Annotated in this window: 15 protein-coding genes and 1 tRNA gene; 2 read left to right on the top strand and 14 right to left on the bottom strand. The window is 71.9% G+C overall.

The window, feature by feature from the left end:
* Nucleotides 1–37: 37 nt before the first annotated feature.
* Nucleotides 38–841, top strand: coding sequence for a GNAT family N-acetyltransferase (locus ACFFBG_RS00340; RefSeq protein WP_375474467.1), 804 nt, complete (start codon nucleotides 38–40; stop codon nucleotides 839–841).
* Nucleotides 842–852: 11 nt separating this feature from the next.
* Here ACFFBG_RS00340 and ACFFBG_RS00335 read toward each other — a convergent pair whose 3' ends face one another.
* The 8 genes from ACFFBG_RS00335 to ACFFBG_RS00300 form a co-directional block, all read right to left on the bottom strand.
* Complete coding sequence (locus ACFFBG_RS00335; protein WP_375474465.1) at nucleotides 853–2,772, bottom strand: M3 family metallopeptidase; 1,920 nt, start codon at nucleotides 2,770–2,772, stop codon at nucleotides 853–855.
* 13 nt (nucleotides 2,773–2,785) lie between these two features.
* Entirely contained in the window at nucleotides 2,786–4,072 is a 1,287-nt protein-coding gene (gene clpX / locus ACFFBG_RS00330; protein WP_375474463.1) for an ATP-dependent Clp protease ATP-binding subunit ClpX, read from the bottom strand.
* A gap of 192 nt (nucleotides 4,073–4,264) precedes the next feature.
* Nucleotides 4,265–4,888 (bottom strand): ATP-dependent Clp protease proteolytic subunit, encoded by a 624-nt coding sequence (locus ACFFBG_RS00325; RefSeq protein ID WP_375474461.1) that lies wholly within the window; start codon nucleotides 4,886–4,888, stop codon nucleotides 4,265–4,267.
* Between the two features lie 43 nt (nucleotides 4,889–4,931).
* The gene (locus ACFFBG_RS00320; protein WP_375476171.1) at nucleotides 4,932–5,531 is read right to left on the bottom strand and encodes an ATP-dependent Clp protease proteolytic subunit; all 600 of its coding nucleotides are present in this window, start codon (nucleotides 5,529–5,531) and stop codon (nucleotides 4,932–4,934) included.
* 166 nt (nucleotides 5,532–5,697) lie between these two features.
* Nucleotides 5,698–7,086, bottom strand: coding sequence for a trigger factor (tig, locus tag ACFFBG_RS00315; RefSeq protein ID WP_375474459.1), 1,389 nt, complete (start codon nucleotides 7,084–7,086; stop codon nucleotides 5,698–5,700).
* Nucleotides 7,087–7,270: 184 nt separating this feature from the next.
* Entirely contained in the window at nucleotides 7,271–7,558 is a 288-nt protein-coding gene (locus ACFFBG_RS00310; RefSeq protein ID WP_375474457.1) for a hypothetical protein, read from the bottom strand.
* A 138-nt stretch (nucleotides 7,559–7,696) separates the two neighbouring features.
* A complete protein-coding gene (locus ACFFBG_RS00305) occupies nucleotides 7,697–8,386 on the bottom strand; it encodes a hemolysin III family protein (protein ID WP_375474455.1) in 690 nt (229 codons plus the stop codon).
* A 250-nt stretch (nucleotides 8,387–8,636) separates the two neighbouring features.
* Nucleotides 8,637–8,713 (bottom strand) — tRNA-Pro (locus tag ACFFBG_RS00300).
* Nucleotides 8,714–8,761: 48 nt separating this feature from the next.
* Between ACFFBG_RS00300 and ACFFBG_RS00295 the strand changes: the two genes are divergently transcribed.
* Nucleotides 8,762–9,631 (top strand): Fpg/Nei family DNA glycosylase, encoded by an 870-nt coding sequence (locus ACFFBG_RS00295; RefSeq protein ID WP_375474453.1) that lies wholly within the window; start codon nucleotides 8,762–8,764, stop codon nucleotides 9,629–9,631.
* A 21-nt stretch (nucleotides 9,632–9,652) separates the two neighbouring features.
* Here the strand turns inward: ACFFBG_RS00295 and ACFFBG_RS00290 are convergent, their stop codons facing one another.
* The 6 genes from ACFFBG_RS00290 to cobA form a co-directional block, all read right to left on the bottom strand.
* Complete coding sequence (locus tag ACFFBG_RS00290; protein ID WP_375474451.1) at nucleotides 9,653–10,030, bottom strand: DUF427 domain-containing protein; 378 nt, start codon at nucleotides 10,028–10,030, stop codon at nucleotides 9,653–9,655.
* 71 nt (nucleotides 10,031–10,101) lie between these two features.
* Nucleotides 10,102–10,677 (bottom strand): biotin transporter BioY, encoded by a 576-nt coding sequence (locus ACFFBG_RS00285; protein ID WP_375474449.1) that lies wholly within the window; start codon nucleotides 10,675–10,677, stop codon nucleotides 10,102–10,104.
* An 88-nt stretch (nucleotides 10,678–10,765) separates the two neighbouring features.
* Complete coding sequence (locus tag ACFFBG_RS00280; protein WP_375474447.1) at nucleotides 10,766–11,569, bottom strand: adenosylcobinamide-GDP ribazoletransferase; 804 nt, start codon at nucleotides 11,567–11,569, stop codon at nucleotides 10,766–10,768.
* Nucleotides 11,566–12,117, bottom strand: a complete 552-nt coding sequence (locus ACFFBG_RS00275) for a bifunctional adenosylcobinamide kinase/adenosylcobinamide-phosphate guanylyltransferase (protein ID WP_375474446.1) — start codon at nucleotides 12,115–12,117, stop codon at nucleotides 11,566–11,568. Before ACFFBG_RS00275 ends, ACFFBG_RS00280 begins: the two co-directional genes overlap by 4 nt.
* Nucleotides 12,114–13,820: a 5,6-dimethylbenzimidazole synthase gene (bluB, locus tag ACFFBG_RS00270; RefSeq protein ID WP_375474444.1), complete on the bottom strand. Its 1,707-nt coding sequence runs from the start codon at nucleotides 13,818–13,820 to the stop codon at nucleotides 12,114–12,116. The genes ACFFBG_RS00275 and bluB overlap by 4 nt, the downstream gene beginning before the upstream one ends.
* Complete coding sequence (gene cobA, locus ACFFBG_RS00265; protein ID WP_375476169.1) at nucleotides 13,817–14,563, bottom strand: uroporphyrinogen-III C-methyltransferase; 747 nt, start codon at nucleotides 14,561–14,563, stop codon at nucleotides 13,817–13,819. Before cobA ends, bluB begins: the two co-directional genes overlap by 4 nt.
* Between the last annotated feature and the right edge of the window lie 20 nt (nucleotides 14,564–14,583).

The raw sequence follows: 14,583 nt of genomic DNA, 5'->3' as shown, positions 1-14,583 counted from the left end.
GTGGCGCGAGCGCGGCATCGGCAGCGACGATCGAGGCATGAGCGTCCGCGCCACCACCGATGTCGCCGAGATCGTCGAGCGGCTGGACCGCAAACTCGCCGAGGACCCGGTGCTGCACACCGTGCTCGGCACGGTGCGCGCCGACGAAGACGGCCTGCGCGCAGCCGGCTGGTGCGCCTGGGATGAGGGCGGCTCGCTGGCCGCCCGCGCAGCCGCCAGGTGGCCGGTGACCGTGACGGACGGCTGGGCCGACCTCGCCGGGTTGGCCCAGGCGCTCGCCGCGTTGGCCTCGCTGGCCGGGATCGCCGGGCCGCAGCCGATCGTCGAGGACCTCCTCGACCGGCTCGGCCGGCCGGCGACGATCCACCACTCCCAGCGGCTGTTCCGCCTGGACGAGCTGACCGAGCCCGTCGGCGTGGCCGGAGCGGCGCGGCCGGCGGACGCTGACGACCTCGGGCTGCTGGCGCAGTGGCTCGCAGGCTTCGCCGTGGACGCGCACGAGCGGGCGCCGTCGGCCGAGGAGACGCGAACGCAGGCCGAGCGCATCCTGAGCGTGCGCCACCCGTGGCTGTGGGTGGACGCGGCCGGCGAGGCCGTTTCGTTGGCCGTCGCCCAGCAAGCAGCCTTCGGCGTGGCCCGGATCGGTCCCGTGTACACGCCGCCCGACCGGCGCGGGCACGGCTTCGCGTCGGCGGCCACCGCGCAGGCGACCCGGCACATCCTCGCCGCGGGTGACGTGCCGGTGCTCTTCACCGACCTGACGAACCCGACGTCGAACAAGATCTACCAACAGCTTGGCTACCGGCCGGTCGCCGACCGGACGCAGGTCTTTCTGGACTGACGGGAACGGGATCAGCTGCTCGGCTGCGGGGCGCGATCCAGCCATTCGGCGAACGCGTCGAACGTGAACGGCCGGCCGAGGAAGTCTGCGACCAGGTCGCCGGCGTCCTTCGAGCCGCCCGCCGCGAGGATGCGGTCGCGGTAGCGATGCGCCACGTCGGGCGCGAAGAGGTCTGCCGGGTCGAACGCGGAGAACAGGTCCTTCGCGATCACCAGGCTCCAGAGGTAGGTGTAATACGCCGACGAGTAGCCGCCGAGGTGGCCGAACGAGGCGTAGAAGTGCGTGCCTTCGAGGTAGTCCAGCACGTCATAGCGCGCCTGCAGGTCGCGCGTCGTCCGCGCGAGGTCGGCCGGCCGGTCGCGGTGCACGAGGTAGGACAGCGCCGTGTAGAACAGCTGCGTCCGCACGAACAGGCCCTTGCCGAAGTCCTTCGCGGCGCGCATCCGCTCGACGAGGTCGCGCGGGATGGGGTGGCCGTCGGCGTCCGTGGCGAAGGTCTGCAGGACGTCGGCGTCCCACGCCCATTCCTCCAGCATCTGCGACGGCGCCTCGACGAAGTCCCATTCGGTGGCGACGCCGGAGAACCGCGCCCAGCGCTGGTCGCCGCCGAGCACGTGGTGCACGAGGTGGCCGAACTCGTGGAACAGCGTGACGACGTCGGTGTGCTCCATCAGCCCGCGGGGAAAGTTGCAGACCAGCACGCCCTCGGGCAGCTGCCGGCCGCGGACTCCGCCGACGAGGTCGAACTGCGCGGCGTGCTTGAACTTGCCCTCACGCGGATGCAGGTCGAGGTAGATGCGGCCGCGCAGATGGCCGTCGGCCACCACGTCGTACCCGGCGACGTCCGGATGCCAGCTCGGCCCGTCGTGCTCGCGGTATTCAACGCCGAACAACCGGCCGGTGACGTCGAGCAGGCCGGCGCGCACCCGTTCGAAGTCGAAGTACCGCCGCACCTGCTGGGCGTCCACGTCGAAACGCTCACGGCGCAGCAGCTCCTGGTAGTACGCCGAGCACGACGCGTCGAAGGAGGTCGCGTCGGGTTCATCCTGGCGTTGTCGAGCGACCAACTGCTCGCGGTCGCGCTGGGCGGACGGCGCTGCGGCGTCAGCCAATCGCTCGATGAACTCGGCGATGGCCGGCGAGGAGCCGATCATTTTCACGTCCGCGTCGAAGTCCGGCCAGCTCTGGTAGCCGAGGATGCTGGCCTGCTCGTTGCGCAACGCGAACATCTCGTGCAGCACCGCGTCGTTGGCGGGGTAGCCGCGATCGAGGAACGCGACGGTCAGTGCGCGGCGGGCTGCGGCGTCGCGGGCGAAGGCCCGGAACGGCAGGTAGTCCGGGTAGTCGGTGGTGATCGTGACGAGCCCGTCCTCGTCGACCGGGTGAGCGGCGACGAAGTCCTCGGGCAGGCCGGCCAGCTGCTCCGGGCGGAGGCGGACCGAGCGGACGTCGTCGCGGATTACCCGGGAGAACTCCTGATCCAGCTCGGTCAGCCGCTCGGAGATCGCGCGCAGCCGGGCCCGGGTGTCGTCGCTGCGGTCGACGCCGGACCGGCGGAAGTCGCGCAGCACGTGCTCGCGCAGCCGCTGGGCGTCCGACTCCAAGTTGCTCAAGCCGGCGTCCTCGACGACCTCGAACAGCCGGCGGTCCTGGCCGCGCTCGGTGCGGGCCCGGTCGACGCGCCGGGAGCTCTCCTCGGCGAGCTCGCGGACCGCGGGATCGGGGTGGACCTCCTGCAGCAGCCCGGCGAGAGCGTCCGCGCCGCGCAGCGCGATGTCCGCGTCGTTCCACAGCTCGAGCACACGCAGCGCGTCGCCGGTGTCCATCGCACGCAGCTCGTCGAGCAGCCGGGCGGCCTCGGCGAGCTGCGCGTCGACGCGGGCGGCCAGCCAGTCGTGCCAGCCGTCGGCGGGCAGGGTCAGCGGTTGCAAGACTAGAAAGGGGTCAGGCGCTCTTCTCGCGGCGCTCGCGCTTGGGCGCCTCGCGCGGCACGAGGGTCGGGTAGACGTGGTCGAGCACGGTCTCCCGGGTGATGACGACCCGGGCGACGTCCTCGCGGGACGGCACCTCATACATCACCGACAGCAGGACCTCTTCCATGATCGCGCGCAGGCCGCGTGCCCCGGTGCCGCGCAGCACGGCCTGGTCGGCGATGGCTTCGAGCGCGTCGTCGGTGAACTCGAGCTCGACATTGTCCAGCTCGAACAGCTTGCCGTACTGCCGGACGAGCGCGTTCTTCGGCTCGGTCAGGATCTCCACCAGCGCGTCGCGGTCGAGCGGGCGGACCGAGGTGATGATCGGCAGCCGGCCGATGAACTCGGGGATCAGCCCGAACTTGATGAGGTCCTCGGGCATGACGTCGCCGAAGACGTCTTTCGTCTCCTTGTCGAACTTGGTGTGCAGCTCGGCGCCGAAGCCCAGGCCCTTCTTGCCTACCCGCGACTCGATCAACGTGTCCAGCCCGGCGAACGCGCCGCCCACGATGAACAGCACGTTCGTCGTGTCGATCTGGATGAACTCCTGATGCGGATGCTTGCGACCCCCTTGCGGCGGCACCGACGCCGCGGTGCCCTCGAGGATCTTCAACAGCGCCTGCTGCACGCCCTCGCCGGACACGTCACGGGTGATCGAGGGGTTCTCCGCCTTGCGGGCGATCTTGTCGACCTCGTCGATGTAGATGATGCCGGTCTCGGCGCGTTTCACGTCGTAGTCGGCGGCCTGGATCAGCTTCAGCAGGATGTTCTCGACGTCCTCGCCGACGTAGCCGGCCTCCGTCAGCGCCGTGGCGTCGGCGATCGCGAACGGGACGTTGAGCATCCGGGCGAGCGTCTGCGCGAGCAGGGTCTTGCCGGAGCCGGTTGGGCCGAGCAGCAGGATGTTGGACTTGGCCAGCTCCACCGCCGAGTCGGCGTTTCGGGGCTTGGTGTCCCCGCCGGCCTGGACGCGCTTGTAGTGGTTGTAGACGGCGACGGCGAGGGTCTTCTTCGCTTGGTCCTGGCCGACGACGTAGCCGTTGAGGAACTCGTAGATCTCGTTCGGCTTGGGCAGCTCGTCGAAGCTGAAATCGCTGCTCTCCGCGAGTTCCTCTTCGATGATCTCGTTGCAGAGGTCGATGCACTCGTCGCAGATGTACACGCCGGGGCCGGCGATGAGCTTCTTGACCTGCTTCTGGCTCTTCCCGCAGAAGGAGCACTTGAGCAGGTCGCCAGTCTCGCCGACACGTGGTGCCACTGAACGGCCCGTCCCCTCTGATGCTTCAGATTCGCAAAATGGTGGAGAGCGCCGCGGCCGGCGCGCGTCCGAGTCGCCTCAGGCCACGCACGCTACCCGCAAACAGCGCGAAAGTCGCTCGTTATCAACCTGTGGGAACCGACGCGTCGCCCGCAAACCGGGTCGCCGCCGTCGGTTGCCCGGGTCGCCCGATCAGACCTCGGGCACGAACTTGCGAGAGGTGATCACCTGGTCGACGATCCCGTAATCCTTGGCCTGCTCGGCGGTGAGGATGGTGTCGCGTTCGATGTCCGCACGCACCTTCTCCACCGTCTGACCGGTGTGCTTGGCCAGAATGTCCTCGAGCAACGCGCGCATGCGGAGGATCTCGTTGGCCTGGATCTCGAGGTCGCTCACCTGGCCCTGGCCCTCGCCGGACGGCTGATGGATCAGGATCCTGGCATTCTGCAGCGCGAACCGCTTGCCCTTCGTGCCGGCCGCCAGCAACACCGCCGCCGCGGACGCGGCCTGGCCCATGCAGATCGTCTGGATCTCGGGGCGGACGTACTGCAGCGTGTCGTAGATCGCGGTGAGCGCGGTGAACGAGCCCCCGGGGCTGTTGATGTAGATCTGGATGTCGCGGTCGGGGTCGGTCGACTCGAGCACAATCAGCTGCGCCATGACGTCGTTGGCGACGACGTCGTCGATCGGCGCGCCGAGGAAGATGATGCGCTCCTCGAACAGCTTGTTGTACGGGTTCGACTCCTTGATGCCGTAGTTCGTCCGCTCGACGAACGACGGCAACACGTAGCGGCTCTGCGGCGACTGGTGAGTCATGTCAGGCCCTTCTCATTGGTTGCTGGCCTCATTGGCGCCGGCCTCATTCCGGTGCCGGGCTGTTGCTGCCGGGCACCTGCGCGACCCGGCTGACGACGTGGTCGACGAAGCCGTACTCGAGCGCCTCGTCGGCGGTGAACCAACGGTCGCGGTTCGAGTCGGCTTGGATCTTTTCGAGGGGCTGCCCGGTGTGCTCGGCGATCAGTTCGGCCATCTGCACCTTGATGAGCTTCATCTGTTCTGCCTGGATCGCGATGTCCGACGCGGTTCCGCCGATGCCGCCGAGGGGCTGGTGCATCAGGATGCGCGCGTGCGGCAGCGCGTAACGCTTGCCGCGGGCCCCGGCCGACAGCAGAAACTGGCCCATCGAGGCCGCGAGCCCCATCGCGTAGGTGGCGATGTCGCACTCGACGAACTGCATCGTGTCGAAGATGGCCATGCCGGCCGTCACCGAGCCACCGGGCGAGTTGACGTAGAGGTTGATGTCGCGTTCGGGGTCCTCCGCCGCGAGCAGCAGCAGTTGCGCGCAGATCTGGTTCGAGATCGTGTCGTCGACCTGCTGGCCTAGGAAGATGATGCGCTCGCGCAGCAGCCGCTCGTAGACCGAGTCGTTCAGGTTCATCCCGGCGCCGGCCGACCGCATGTCAGCGCGCATCTCGGTCACGCGCAACGGCTGCGGGTCAAATCGGTTCACTGCGGCCAACCTTCCGTGTTCGCTGGATTTGTCGCTCGCTGCCGACCCTAACGAAGGGAGCCGACACGGAAGCCCGAAAACGGGCCGCGTTCGCTCAGGGCGTGACGCGAGTTGACTAGTCGTCCTCAGCCTCGTCGTCGTCCTCGTCGTTGACGTCGCTGGTGTCTGCGGCTAGCTCGCTGTCCAACGCGGCCAGGTCGACGGGGTTGCCGGAGGCGTCGGTGACCGCGGCGTTCTCCAACACCACGGCCAGCGCCTTGTTGCGGCGGATGTCGGCCACGAGCATCGGCAGGTTGCCGGATTGGACGATCTGGTTGGCGAACTCCTGCGGCGGCATCTGGTACTGCGCGGCCTGCCGGACGAGGTACTCGGTGAGTTCTGAGTCGCCGATCTGCACCTGGGTCTTTTCGGCGATCGCGTCGAGGATGAACTGCACCCGGACCGACTTCTCCGCGCTCTCGCGCATTTCGGCGTCGAACTCCTCGCGCGTCTTGCCCTGAGCCTCGAGGTAGCGCTCGAACAGGGCGTCGTCGTGGCCGAGGGAGTGCACGAGGTCGTGCTCGCGGTATTCGACCTCGGACGTGACGGCCGATTCCGGCAGCGGGAACTCGACCGTCTCGATCAGGTGCTCGAGCAGCCGGTCGCGCGCCTGGGCGCCCTGCTCCAGCGCCTTGACCCGGCCGAGCCGCTCGCGCAGGTCGGCGGTGAGCTCGTCGATCGTGTCGAACTCGCTGGCCAGCTGCGCGAACTCGTCGTCGGCCTCGGGCAGCTCCTTCACCTTCACCGACTTCACCGTGACGACGACCTGCGCCTGCTCGCCCGCGTGGTCGCCGTGCCGCAACGTCGAGACGAATTCCGCGGTGTCGCCCGAGGACTTGCCGAGCAGCGCGTCGTCCAGGCCGGCGATGAAGTCGTCGGAGCCGACGACGTAGGAGCGCCCCTTCGCCGAACCGCCCTCGAACTCCGCGCCGTCGACGGTGGAGGTCAGGTCGATCGAGACGTAGTCGTCGTTCTGGACCGCGCGCTCGATGCCGACGAGCGTGCTGAAGCGCTCGCGAAGCTCGTCCAGCTGCTCCTGCACCTCCTCGTCGCCGACCGCGACGTCGTCGACCGCCACCGCGATGCCGTCGAGTTCGGGCAAGGTGATCTCCGGGCGGACGTCGACCTCGGCGGTGAAGTGCCAATCGGACCCATCGACTATTTCCTCGACGTTGGTGATCTCGGTGATCTCGGGCTGGCCGAGCGGCTGCAGCTCGTGCTCGCGCGCGGCTTCGCCGTAGAGGCGCGGCAGCGCCTCGTTGACGGCCTCTTGCAGCACCGTGCCGCGGCCGACGCGCTGGTCGATGACGCGGGCTGGCACCTTGCCGGGCCGGAAACCGGGGACGCGCACTTGCTGGGCCAGCGTCTTGTACGCGCTGTCGAGGTTCGGTTTGAGGTCGTCGAAGGGCACCTCGACGGCGAGCCGAATCCGGGTCGGGCTCAAGTTCTCGACGGTGCTCTTCACGTGCGGGTGCTCCTTGCGCGGGTCAGGTGGTCGGCGTCGCGGCGGCCGGTCGCGCGAACGCCAGGAGACGCCGCCCGCTGCCGCAGAACGGCCGCGTCGCCTGGCCAGTCTATGCAGCCGCTCGGGGCGGTCCGGCCGGCCGGCGTCCCAGCCGGCGGTCGAACGCCTTCTCAGCGTTCAGCAGTCAGCCTTCGGGCGCAGTCGCGTCCTCGCCGCCGGAGGCGTCGTCGCGGCGCGTCGGATCGACATCGCGGACGGCCCGGGCGAGACCGTCGCCGGCGGCCGCCGAGTGCGCGTCGAGATCGTGCCGGAGCCGTCGGCCGGCATCGGCGGAGTCCTGGGCGTCGGCCGCGGGGGTGGTCGTCGCGTCGGGGGTCGGCGGCTCGGGCGCCCGGCCGCTCCGCGGGGCGTCCGACGCCGCGCTCCCGTCCGGTCCAGCCCCGTCCGGTCCAGCCCCGTCCGGTCCGGTCACCGGGCGGCGCGGACGCGCGCCCGACGGGCGCAGCGGTGCAGCACGAGGAGCAGCATGATCGCTTTCTACCCGACGCCAGGGGCGTTGGGACCGTGAATGAGCTGTGACCGGCCTCAGCGTCCGAGCCGTGGGCTCCCGCTAGAACAAAAAGCAGGCGATGGCGACGAAGTGGCAGGCGGCGGCCAGGCACACGAAGGTGTGGAAGACCTCGTGATAGCCGAACACCGCCGGAATCGGATCTGGCCAGCGACGGTGATAAGCGAGCGCCCCCACGGTGTACAGCAGACCGCCCGCCACGAACAGCACGGCCGGCGCCACTCCGGCGTGCATCCACACCGCCGGCACGGACGCGCCGGCCGTCCAGCCCAGGGCGATGAAGATAGCCCCGGCGAGCCATTCCGGCGTCTTCATCCGGGTCAGCCGCAGCGCCGCCGCGCCCGAGGTCAGCAGCCAGATGCCGGACAGCGCCAGCGCCGAGTACGGCGACGGCAGGCAGAGGGCGAGTGGCGGGGTGGCGGTGCCAGCGATCACAACGAAGATCATCAGGTGGTCGAGCCGTTGCAGCCGAGCCATCGCCGCCGGTCCCCAGTTGCCCCGGTGGTACAGCGCGCTGGCGCCGAACATGCCGGCCACCGAGACGGCGTACACCGCGGCGACCGCGCTCTGCCCGGGGCCGTTCGCGGACGCGATCAAGAGCGTGCCGAGGACCAGCACGACCTCGAAGGACAGCAGGTGCGCCCAGCCTCGCAGCCGCGGCTTGAGGTAGAGCGAATCGCGCTTGGCGTCGTATAGCGACGCGCCCGGTGGAGACTCGACGAGACCGCTCACCCGTACCCCCGCCAGAGCCGGCGACCCGGGCTGGTTTGCCGGTGTCGGTCCGCGCACGGTAGCGCCTGAAGCTGTGCGCCGACCGGGCGGTCTCCAGCGCTCATATCTCCTCATTCGGAGTGTCGGTAGGTGAGGTGGCGACGCCGAGCCCGACGAGAGAGTTCGTGGGAGTTCGTGGGAGTTCGTGGGATGCGAGCTACTGCGGTGCCCGCCGTCGACCTCCGCAAGACCTGCGAACTACGGTGAAACCTGGTCGGGGTGGCGGGATTCGAACCCACGGCCCCTCGCTCCCAAAGCGAGTGCGCTACCAAACTGCGCCACACCCCGGAACGTGGCGAACCAAGCGTGTCTGAGTGTAGGAGACGGAGCCGCCGCATGCCCGAAGGCCACACGCTGCACCGGCTGGCTCGCGACCAGCAGCGGCTGTTCGGCGGCGGCACGGTGCGCGCGAGCAGCCCGCAAGGCCGCTTTGCCGACGGCGCGGCGCGCATCGACGGCGCGACCCTCATCAAAGCGGAGGCCTACGGCAAGCACCTGTTCCACCGCTATGACCGGGCCGACGGAATAGGGGGCGAGATCCTGCACGTCCACCTGGGCCTCTACGGCAAGTTCACCACCGGTGCCGGCGAGCCGCCGGAACCGCGCGGGGCGCTGCGCCTGCGGCTGACGAACGACGCGGAGATGAACGACTCCCCGACGAACGACGCCGCGACGAACGACGCCCCGATGAAGGACAGGGTGTGGACGGACCTGCGCGGCCCGACGGCATGCGAGCTGATGTCGCCGGCCGAGGTCGAGGTCGTGCTCGCCCGGCTCGGTCCCGACCCGCTGCGGCGCGGCAGCGACCCGCTGCTCGGTTTCCAGCGCGTGACCCGAAGCCGGACGCCGATCGCCGCGCTGCTCATGGACCAGCAGGTGCTCGCGGGGGTCGGCAACGTCTATCGCGCGGAGCTGCTGTTCCGGCACCGCCTGCACCCGTTCGCGACCGGCCGGGGGGTGCCGCAGGAGCTGTGGCTCGACATGTGGGCCGACCTTGTGGAGTTGATGCGCGCTGGCGTGCGGTCCGGCCGGATCGTCACGATCCGGCCCGACGACCGGCCGCGCCGCGGGCGGCTCACCCGTGCTGAGTCGGTGTACGTCTACCGCCGCGCGGGCGAGCCGTGCCGGGTGTGCGGCACCGAGATCCGCACCGAGGTGTTGGTCGGCCGCAACCTGTTCTGGTGCCCGTCCTGCCAGGCGCCGTGACCGGCCGATGCGTCCAACGGGTCAGGCGGGCGAGACGGCGACGTCGGCGACGTTGCCGTAGAACGCGAGGTGGTCCTTGATCGCAGCGACCGCGTCGTGCGGCGCCTCGTACGTCCAGACCGAGTTCTCGGCGAGGTCGTCGCCGGCCCGCAGGCTGTAGTACGACGCGTCGCCCTTGTAGGGGCAGTAGGTCGAGTGGTCGGTGCGCTCGAGTTGGGTGAGGTCGACGTCCGCGCGCGGGATGTACTGCACCGCTGGGTAAGTCGACTCGTGCAATTGCAGGGCGTGGGTGGTGTCGGCGACGACCTTCCCGCCGACGCTGACGACCACGCGGGACGAGTTCGGCTCGACCGTGATCGGATGGTCCGGGCCGGGCTGCAGAACGGTCTTGCCGGACATGGCGGACGCCTCTCTCGCGGGTGCTGCTGACGTCCGGCGCAACCCCGGCGGGCGGCCGGCCATTCCGAGTCTCAGCGGCGGGCGAGCTTCCAGGCTGCGGGCAGCACCAGCGCCGCGACGGCCATCTTGATCGCGTCGGTGACCAGGAACGGGGTGACGCCGAGCTCGACGGCCTTGCTGGCCGACAGGTGTAGGTCATTGGCCAACCAGACGGCGCCGACGAGGTAGATCACGGCGGTGCCCATGGCCATGAGCCCTACCGTCCCGGTGACCGAGCGGCTGTTGCCGCGGCGAGCGAGTTCGCCAACGATGCCGGCGGCCACCACGAAGCCGACGATGTAGCCGAAGCTCGGGCCACCCCACCCGTGGTGGTGGTCGGCGTACCACGGCACGCCGGCGACGCCGGCCACCGCGTAGAGCCCGATCGACAGCAGCCCGCGCACTGTTCCCAAGGACGCGCCGACGACCAGGACGGCCAGCGTCTGCAGGGTGAACGGCACCGGGGACAGCGACGTGTGGATCGAGACCTGCGCCGCGGCGCCGGTGAGCCCCGCGCCGACGGCGATCAGCGCGATGTCGCGGACGCGCGCGCCGGGGATCAGGTCGGCGAGCACCAGACGGCGCGGACGGGCGACGGCGTAGGACATGTTCGGCACTCCTCAACGCGCTGGGCGGTGGATCGGCTCAGACCCTATCGAGCGCCGGGGCCGCGTTCGCAGCCAGCAGCGGCGCCGCTCATCGCCAGACCGTCTCGACGGCGAGCACGAGCAGCACCGACGTCGCGCCGACCTCGACGAGGGCCCCGAAGACGTCGCCGCTGACGCCGCCGAGCCGCCTGGTGGCGTGCCGGCGCAGCGCCTCGGCGACGCCGAGCGCGACGACGACCGCGCCGGCCGACCACAGGCAGCAGCGCAGGTCGCCGCCAGCCAGCCAGCGACCGCCGGCCGCAGCGGCGAGCAGCGCGACCACTGCCAGCCCGCACTCCCCTGGCCCGACGCTGCCGGCGACCAGCCGGCCGAACGACGAGCCGGCGGCCGCGGCCACGCCCCGGCGCGCGGCGAGCACCACGGCAACCCGGCCGGTGACGGCAGCGGTCAGCACCGCGGCCAGCGCGGCCGGCCGGCTGTCCGCGCCGAACACCGCCGCCAGCGCCGCGAGCTGGGTGAGCAGCACCAACACGAGCGTGCCGACGCCGAGTGCGCCGACGTCGGATCGTCGCATGATCGTCAACGCCTCGCCGGCGACCCGGCCGCTGCCGAGGCCGTCGGCGAGGTCGGCCAATCCGTCGAGATGCAGTCCGCGGGTCAGCGCCGCCGACGTGCCGAGCACCAGCGCGGCGGCGAGCAGCGGCGCGCCGTGCGGGCCGCCGCGCCACACCGCCAGCGCCGGCGCGAAGGCCAGCGCGCCGACGACCAGCCCGACCACCGGCAACCAGCGCACGACGCGTGGCCCGGGCGTCGCGAAGCGCGCGGGGACGGGCAGCACGCTGAACATCCCGAACGCGCAGAGCAGTGCGCCGCGTGGGCCGGCCTCCTTCATCGCAGGCGTCTCGGCAGGCCGGCGGTCAGCAGCCACACGCCGTCCGCCGCCGCGGCCACCCGCGCGTTGAGCACGCCGAGCTCGTCGCGGAACCGCCGGCCGGACTCGGTCGCGGGCACAATGCCGGACCCGACCTCGTTCGACACGGCGATCACCCGCCGCCGGGACGCCGTCCACGCTGCGACGAGGTCGTCGACCGCCGCGGCGAGCCGGTCGTCGGCGCCCGGCTCGGGCGTCCACACGCCGCACTCGTCCATCGTCCGGGCCAGCCAGGTGGACAGGCAGTCGATCAGCGCCGGGCCGCCGGGCGCGCGCAGCACGCCGGCCACGTCGAGCGTCTCGACCGTGCGCCAGCTCGACGGCCGCCGCGCGCGATGCAGCGCGACGCGGCGGGCCCACTCCGGGTCGTCGGCCGACGGCGGCGCGCCGCACGCCACGTAGTCGACGGCCGGCGCGCGGGCCAACCGCTGCTCGGCGAAACGCGACTTGCCCGACCGCGCGCCGCCGAGCACCAGCTCGCGACCGGCGCGTCGGCGCCGCCTGATCACCGCGTTCGGCCGGCGGTCGCGCGCACGGCGAGCGCGGACAGCAGCAGCTGCGCCGCGAGGCAGGCGCCGACCCCCTCGCCCGCCCGCAGCCGGAGGTCGAGCAGCGGCTCGAGGCCGAGTTCGGCCAGCACCAGGCCGTGCCCGCGCTCGCGACTGCGCTGGCCGGCGACGAGGTAGGCGCGGGCAGCCGGTTCCAACCGGACGGCGACGAGCGCCGCGACGGACGTCGCCAGCCCGTCCAGCACGACCGGCACGCCGGCGTCGGCCGCGCCGAGCACCACGCCCGCGAGCAGCGCGAACTCCGGGCCGCCAACCGCCGCAAGCGATGTGGTCGGGCTGGACAGCGCCTCGCCGTGCGCCTCGCGTGCCCGGACGAGCGCGCGCCGGACGACATCGGCCTTGCGGGCCAGCATCGCGGCGTCCGCCCCGGCGCCCAGACCGACGAGGTCGTCCACATCGTCCGGATCGACGTCGAGCAGCGCGCAGGCGAGCGCGGCGGCGACAGTCGTGTTGCCGATGCCGACCTCGCCGAGACAGACGAGCCCGTGCGCCGCGACGGCGCGGCCGATCTCGGCGCCCTCGGCGAGCAACGCGTCGACATCGGCGGCCGCGAGCGCGTCTGCGGACACGAGGTCGCCTTGCGGCCTCGTCGCCGTCGCGTGCCGGGCGACGATCCGCAGGCCGGCTGCGCGCGCGGTCGCGGCGGCGAGCGATTCGCCCGCGACGGTCGCGGCGAGGACGTCGGCGGTGACGGAGGCGGGATAGGCGGAGACGCCGTGCCGCACGACCGGGTGGTCGCCGGCGGCGAGCACGAGCGCACCGGTCGTCGGCGGCGGCCCAGGCAGGGCGAGCACCCGGTCGACGGCCGCGTCCAGCACGCCGAGCGAGCCGGGCGCGGCGAGCAGCTCGTCGCCGCTGTCTCGGCCGGCGACGACGGCAGTCTGGTCGGGCGCGGCCAGATGCGACGGGGGCGGCGCGGGCGGATCGGCCGCTGGCCAGCGGTCGCGCAACACGACGTCGTCCAGGTCCAGCCGGCGCGACCAGCCGCGCCGCTCTAGGCCCGGGTCGGGCGGCCGCTCGTCCGGCCAGCCGAGGCACAGCCAGCCGAGCGTGTCGACGCCGTCCGGCAGGCCGAGCAGCGCGCTGAGGTCGGCGGGGCGGAACAGCGTCACCCAGCCCACGCCGAGCCCCACGGCGCGGGCGGCGAGCCAAATGTTTTGCACCGCGCAGGCACAGCTCCACAGATCGGAGTCGGCGAACGTGGCCCGGCCCAGCACACCGGCGGCGGGCGCGCGGCGGTCGCACGCGACGACGATGCCCAACGGCGCCTCGCGCAGCCCCTCCAGTTGCAGGTCGAGCAGCCGGGCGCGGCGGTCGGGATCGAGTTGCTCGGCCTGGCGCAGCCGTTCGCGGTCGGCGAGCGCGGCGGCGCGCTCTCGCGTCGCCTGCTCGGTGACGACGACGAAGCGCCACGGCTGCGAGTGCCCGACGGAGGGCGCGTGATGACCGGCGTCGAGCACCTGGCGCAGCAGCGCCGCAGGCACGGGGTCGGGGCGGAACCGCCGGACGTCGCGCCGCGCGGCGATGACCTCGCGCAGCGCTGCGGCGGTGTCCGGCGGCATGGCCCATCCGGTCGGGTCGGCGGCGCGCTCGGCCGCGGACGTGCGGTCGCCGACGGTCGCGACGGGCCGAGGCCAGCTCATGCCGACGCGCCGCCCTCGGCCGGCCGTGGCGTCGACAGCGCGGCGACCGCGCCGATGACGGCGATCGCAGGTGGCGCGATGCCGGCGTCCGCCGCGGTGCCGGCGATGGTGGCGAGCGTGCCGCGCGCCTCGCGCTGGGCGCGGCCGCCGGCGTCGGCGACCACCGCCGCCGGGGTGGTCGCCGGCAGGCCGCCCGCACGCAGCACGTCGGCGATGGCTGGCAGCGTGGCGACGCCCATGAGCACGACGATTGTCGTGCCGGACCGCGCGACGGCCGACCAGTCGACCAGGCTGTTCGGATGGTCCGGCGGGAGGTGGCCGGAGACGACCGTGACGCCGTGCGTGGCGCCGCGGTGGGTGACGGGCACGCCGATCGCGGCCGGTCCGGCGAATGCGCTGCTGACGCCCGGCACCACGCGGGTCGGCACGCCGGCAGCGGCGCACGCCTCGAGCTCCTCGTGGCCGCGGCCGAACACGAACGGGTCGCCGCCCTTGAACCGCACGACCTCGCGGCCGGCCAGCGCGTGCTCGATCAGCAGATCGTTGATCTTGTCCTGCGGCATCGCCGACCCGCGTGGGTTCTTGGCCGCGTCGACGATCTCGACGTGGGGACCCAGCTGCGCAAGCAGATCCAGCGGCCCGAGCCGGTCGGCGACCACGACGTCCGCCCGTTGCAACGCGAGCAACCCGTCGACGGTGATCAAGCCGTCGGCGCCAGGGCCGCCGCCGACGAGCGTGACCATACCTATAGGTATGGGATCCG

It is taken from the genome of uncultured Jatrophihabitans sp., from assembly GCF_964251945.1.
Taxonomy (GTDB): Bacteria; Actinomycetota; Actinomycetes; order Mycobacteriales; family Jatrophihabitantaceae; genus Jatrophihabitans.
This window is presented reverse-complemented; position numbering and strand designations above follow the sequence as displayed.

What these genes read in the sequence shown, in the direction of transcription:
- ACFFBG_RS00320 (WP_375476171.1), bottom strand. Translation starts at nt 5,531, where the DNA reads ATGCGGTCGGCCGGCGCCGGGATGAACCTGAACGACTCGGTCTACGAG.
- ACFFBG_RS00325 (WP_375474461.1), bottom strand. Translation starts at nt 4,888, where the DNA reads ATGACTCACCAGTCGCCGCAGAGCCGCTACGTGTTGCCGTCGTTCGTC.
- ACFFBG_RS00290 (WP_375474451.1), bottom strand. Translation starts at nt 10,030, where the DNA reads ATGTCCGGCAAGACCGTTCTGCAGCCCGGCCCGGACCATCCGATCACG.
- ACFFBG_RS00285 (WP_375474449.1), bottom strand. Translation starts at nt 10,677, where the DNA reads ATGTCCTACGCCGTCGCCCGTCCGCGCCGTCTGGTGCTCGCCGACCTG.
- cobA (WP_375476169.1), bottom strand. Translation starts at nt 14,563, where the DNA reads ATGGTCACGCTCGTCGGCGGCGGCCCTGGCGCCGACGGCTTGATCACC.
- ACFFBG_RS00295 (WP_375474453.1), top strand. Translation starts at nt 8,762, where the DNA reads ATGCCCGAAGGCCACACGCTGCACCGGCTGGCTCGCGACCAGCAGCGG.
- ACFFBG_RS00340 (WP_375474467.1), top strand. Translation starts at nt 38, where the DNA reads ATGAGCGTCCGCGCCACCACCGATGTCGCCGAGATCGTCGAGCGGCTG.
- ACFFBG_RS00280 (WP_375474447.1), bottom strand. Translation starts at nt 11,569, where the DNA reads ATGAAGGAGGCCGGCCCACGCGGCGCACTGCTCTGCGCGTTCGGGATG.
- bluB (WP_375474444.1), bottom strand. Translation starts at nt 13,820, where the DNA reads ATGAGCTGGCCTCGGCCCGTCGCGACCGTCGGCGACCGCACGTCCGCG.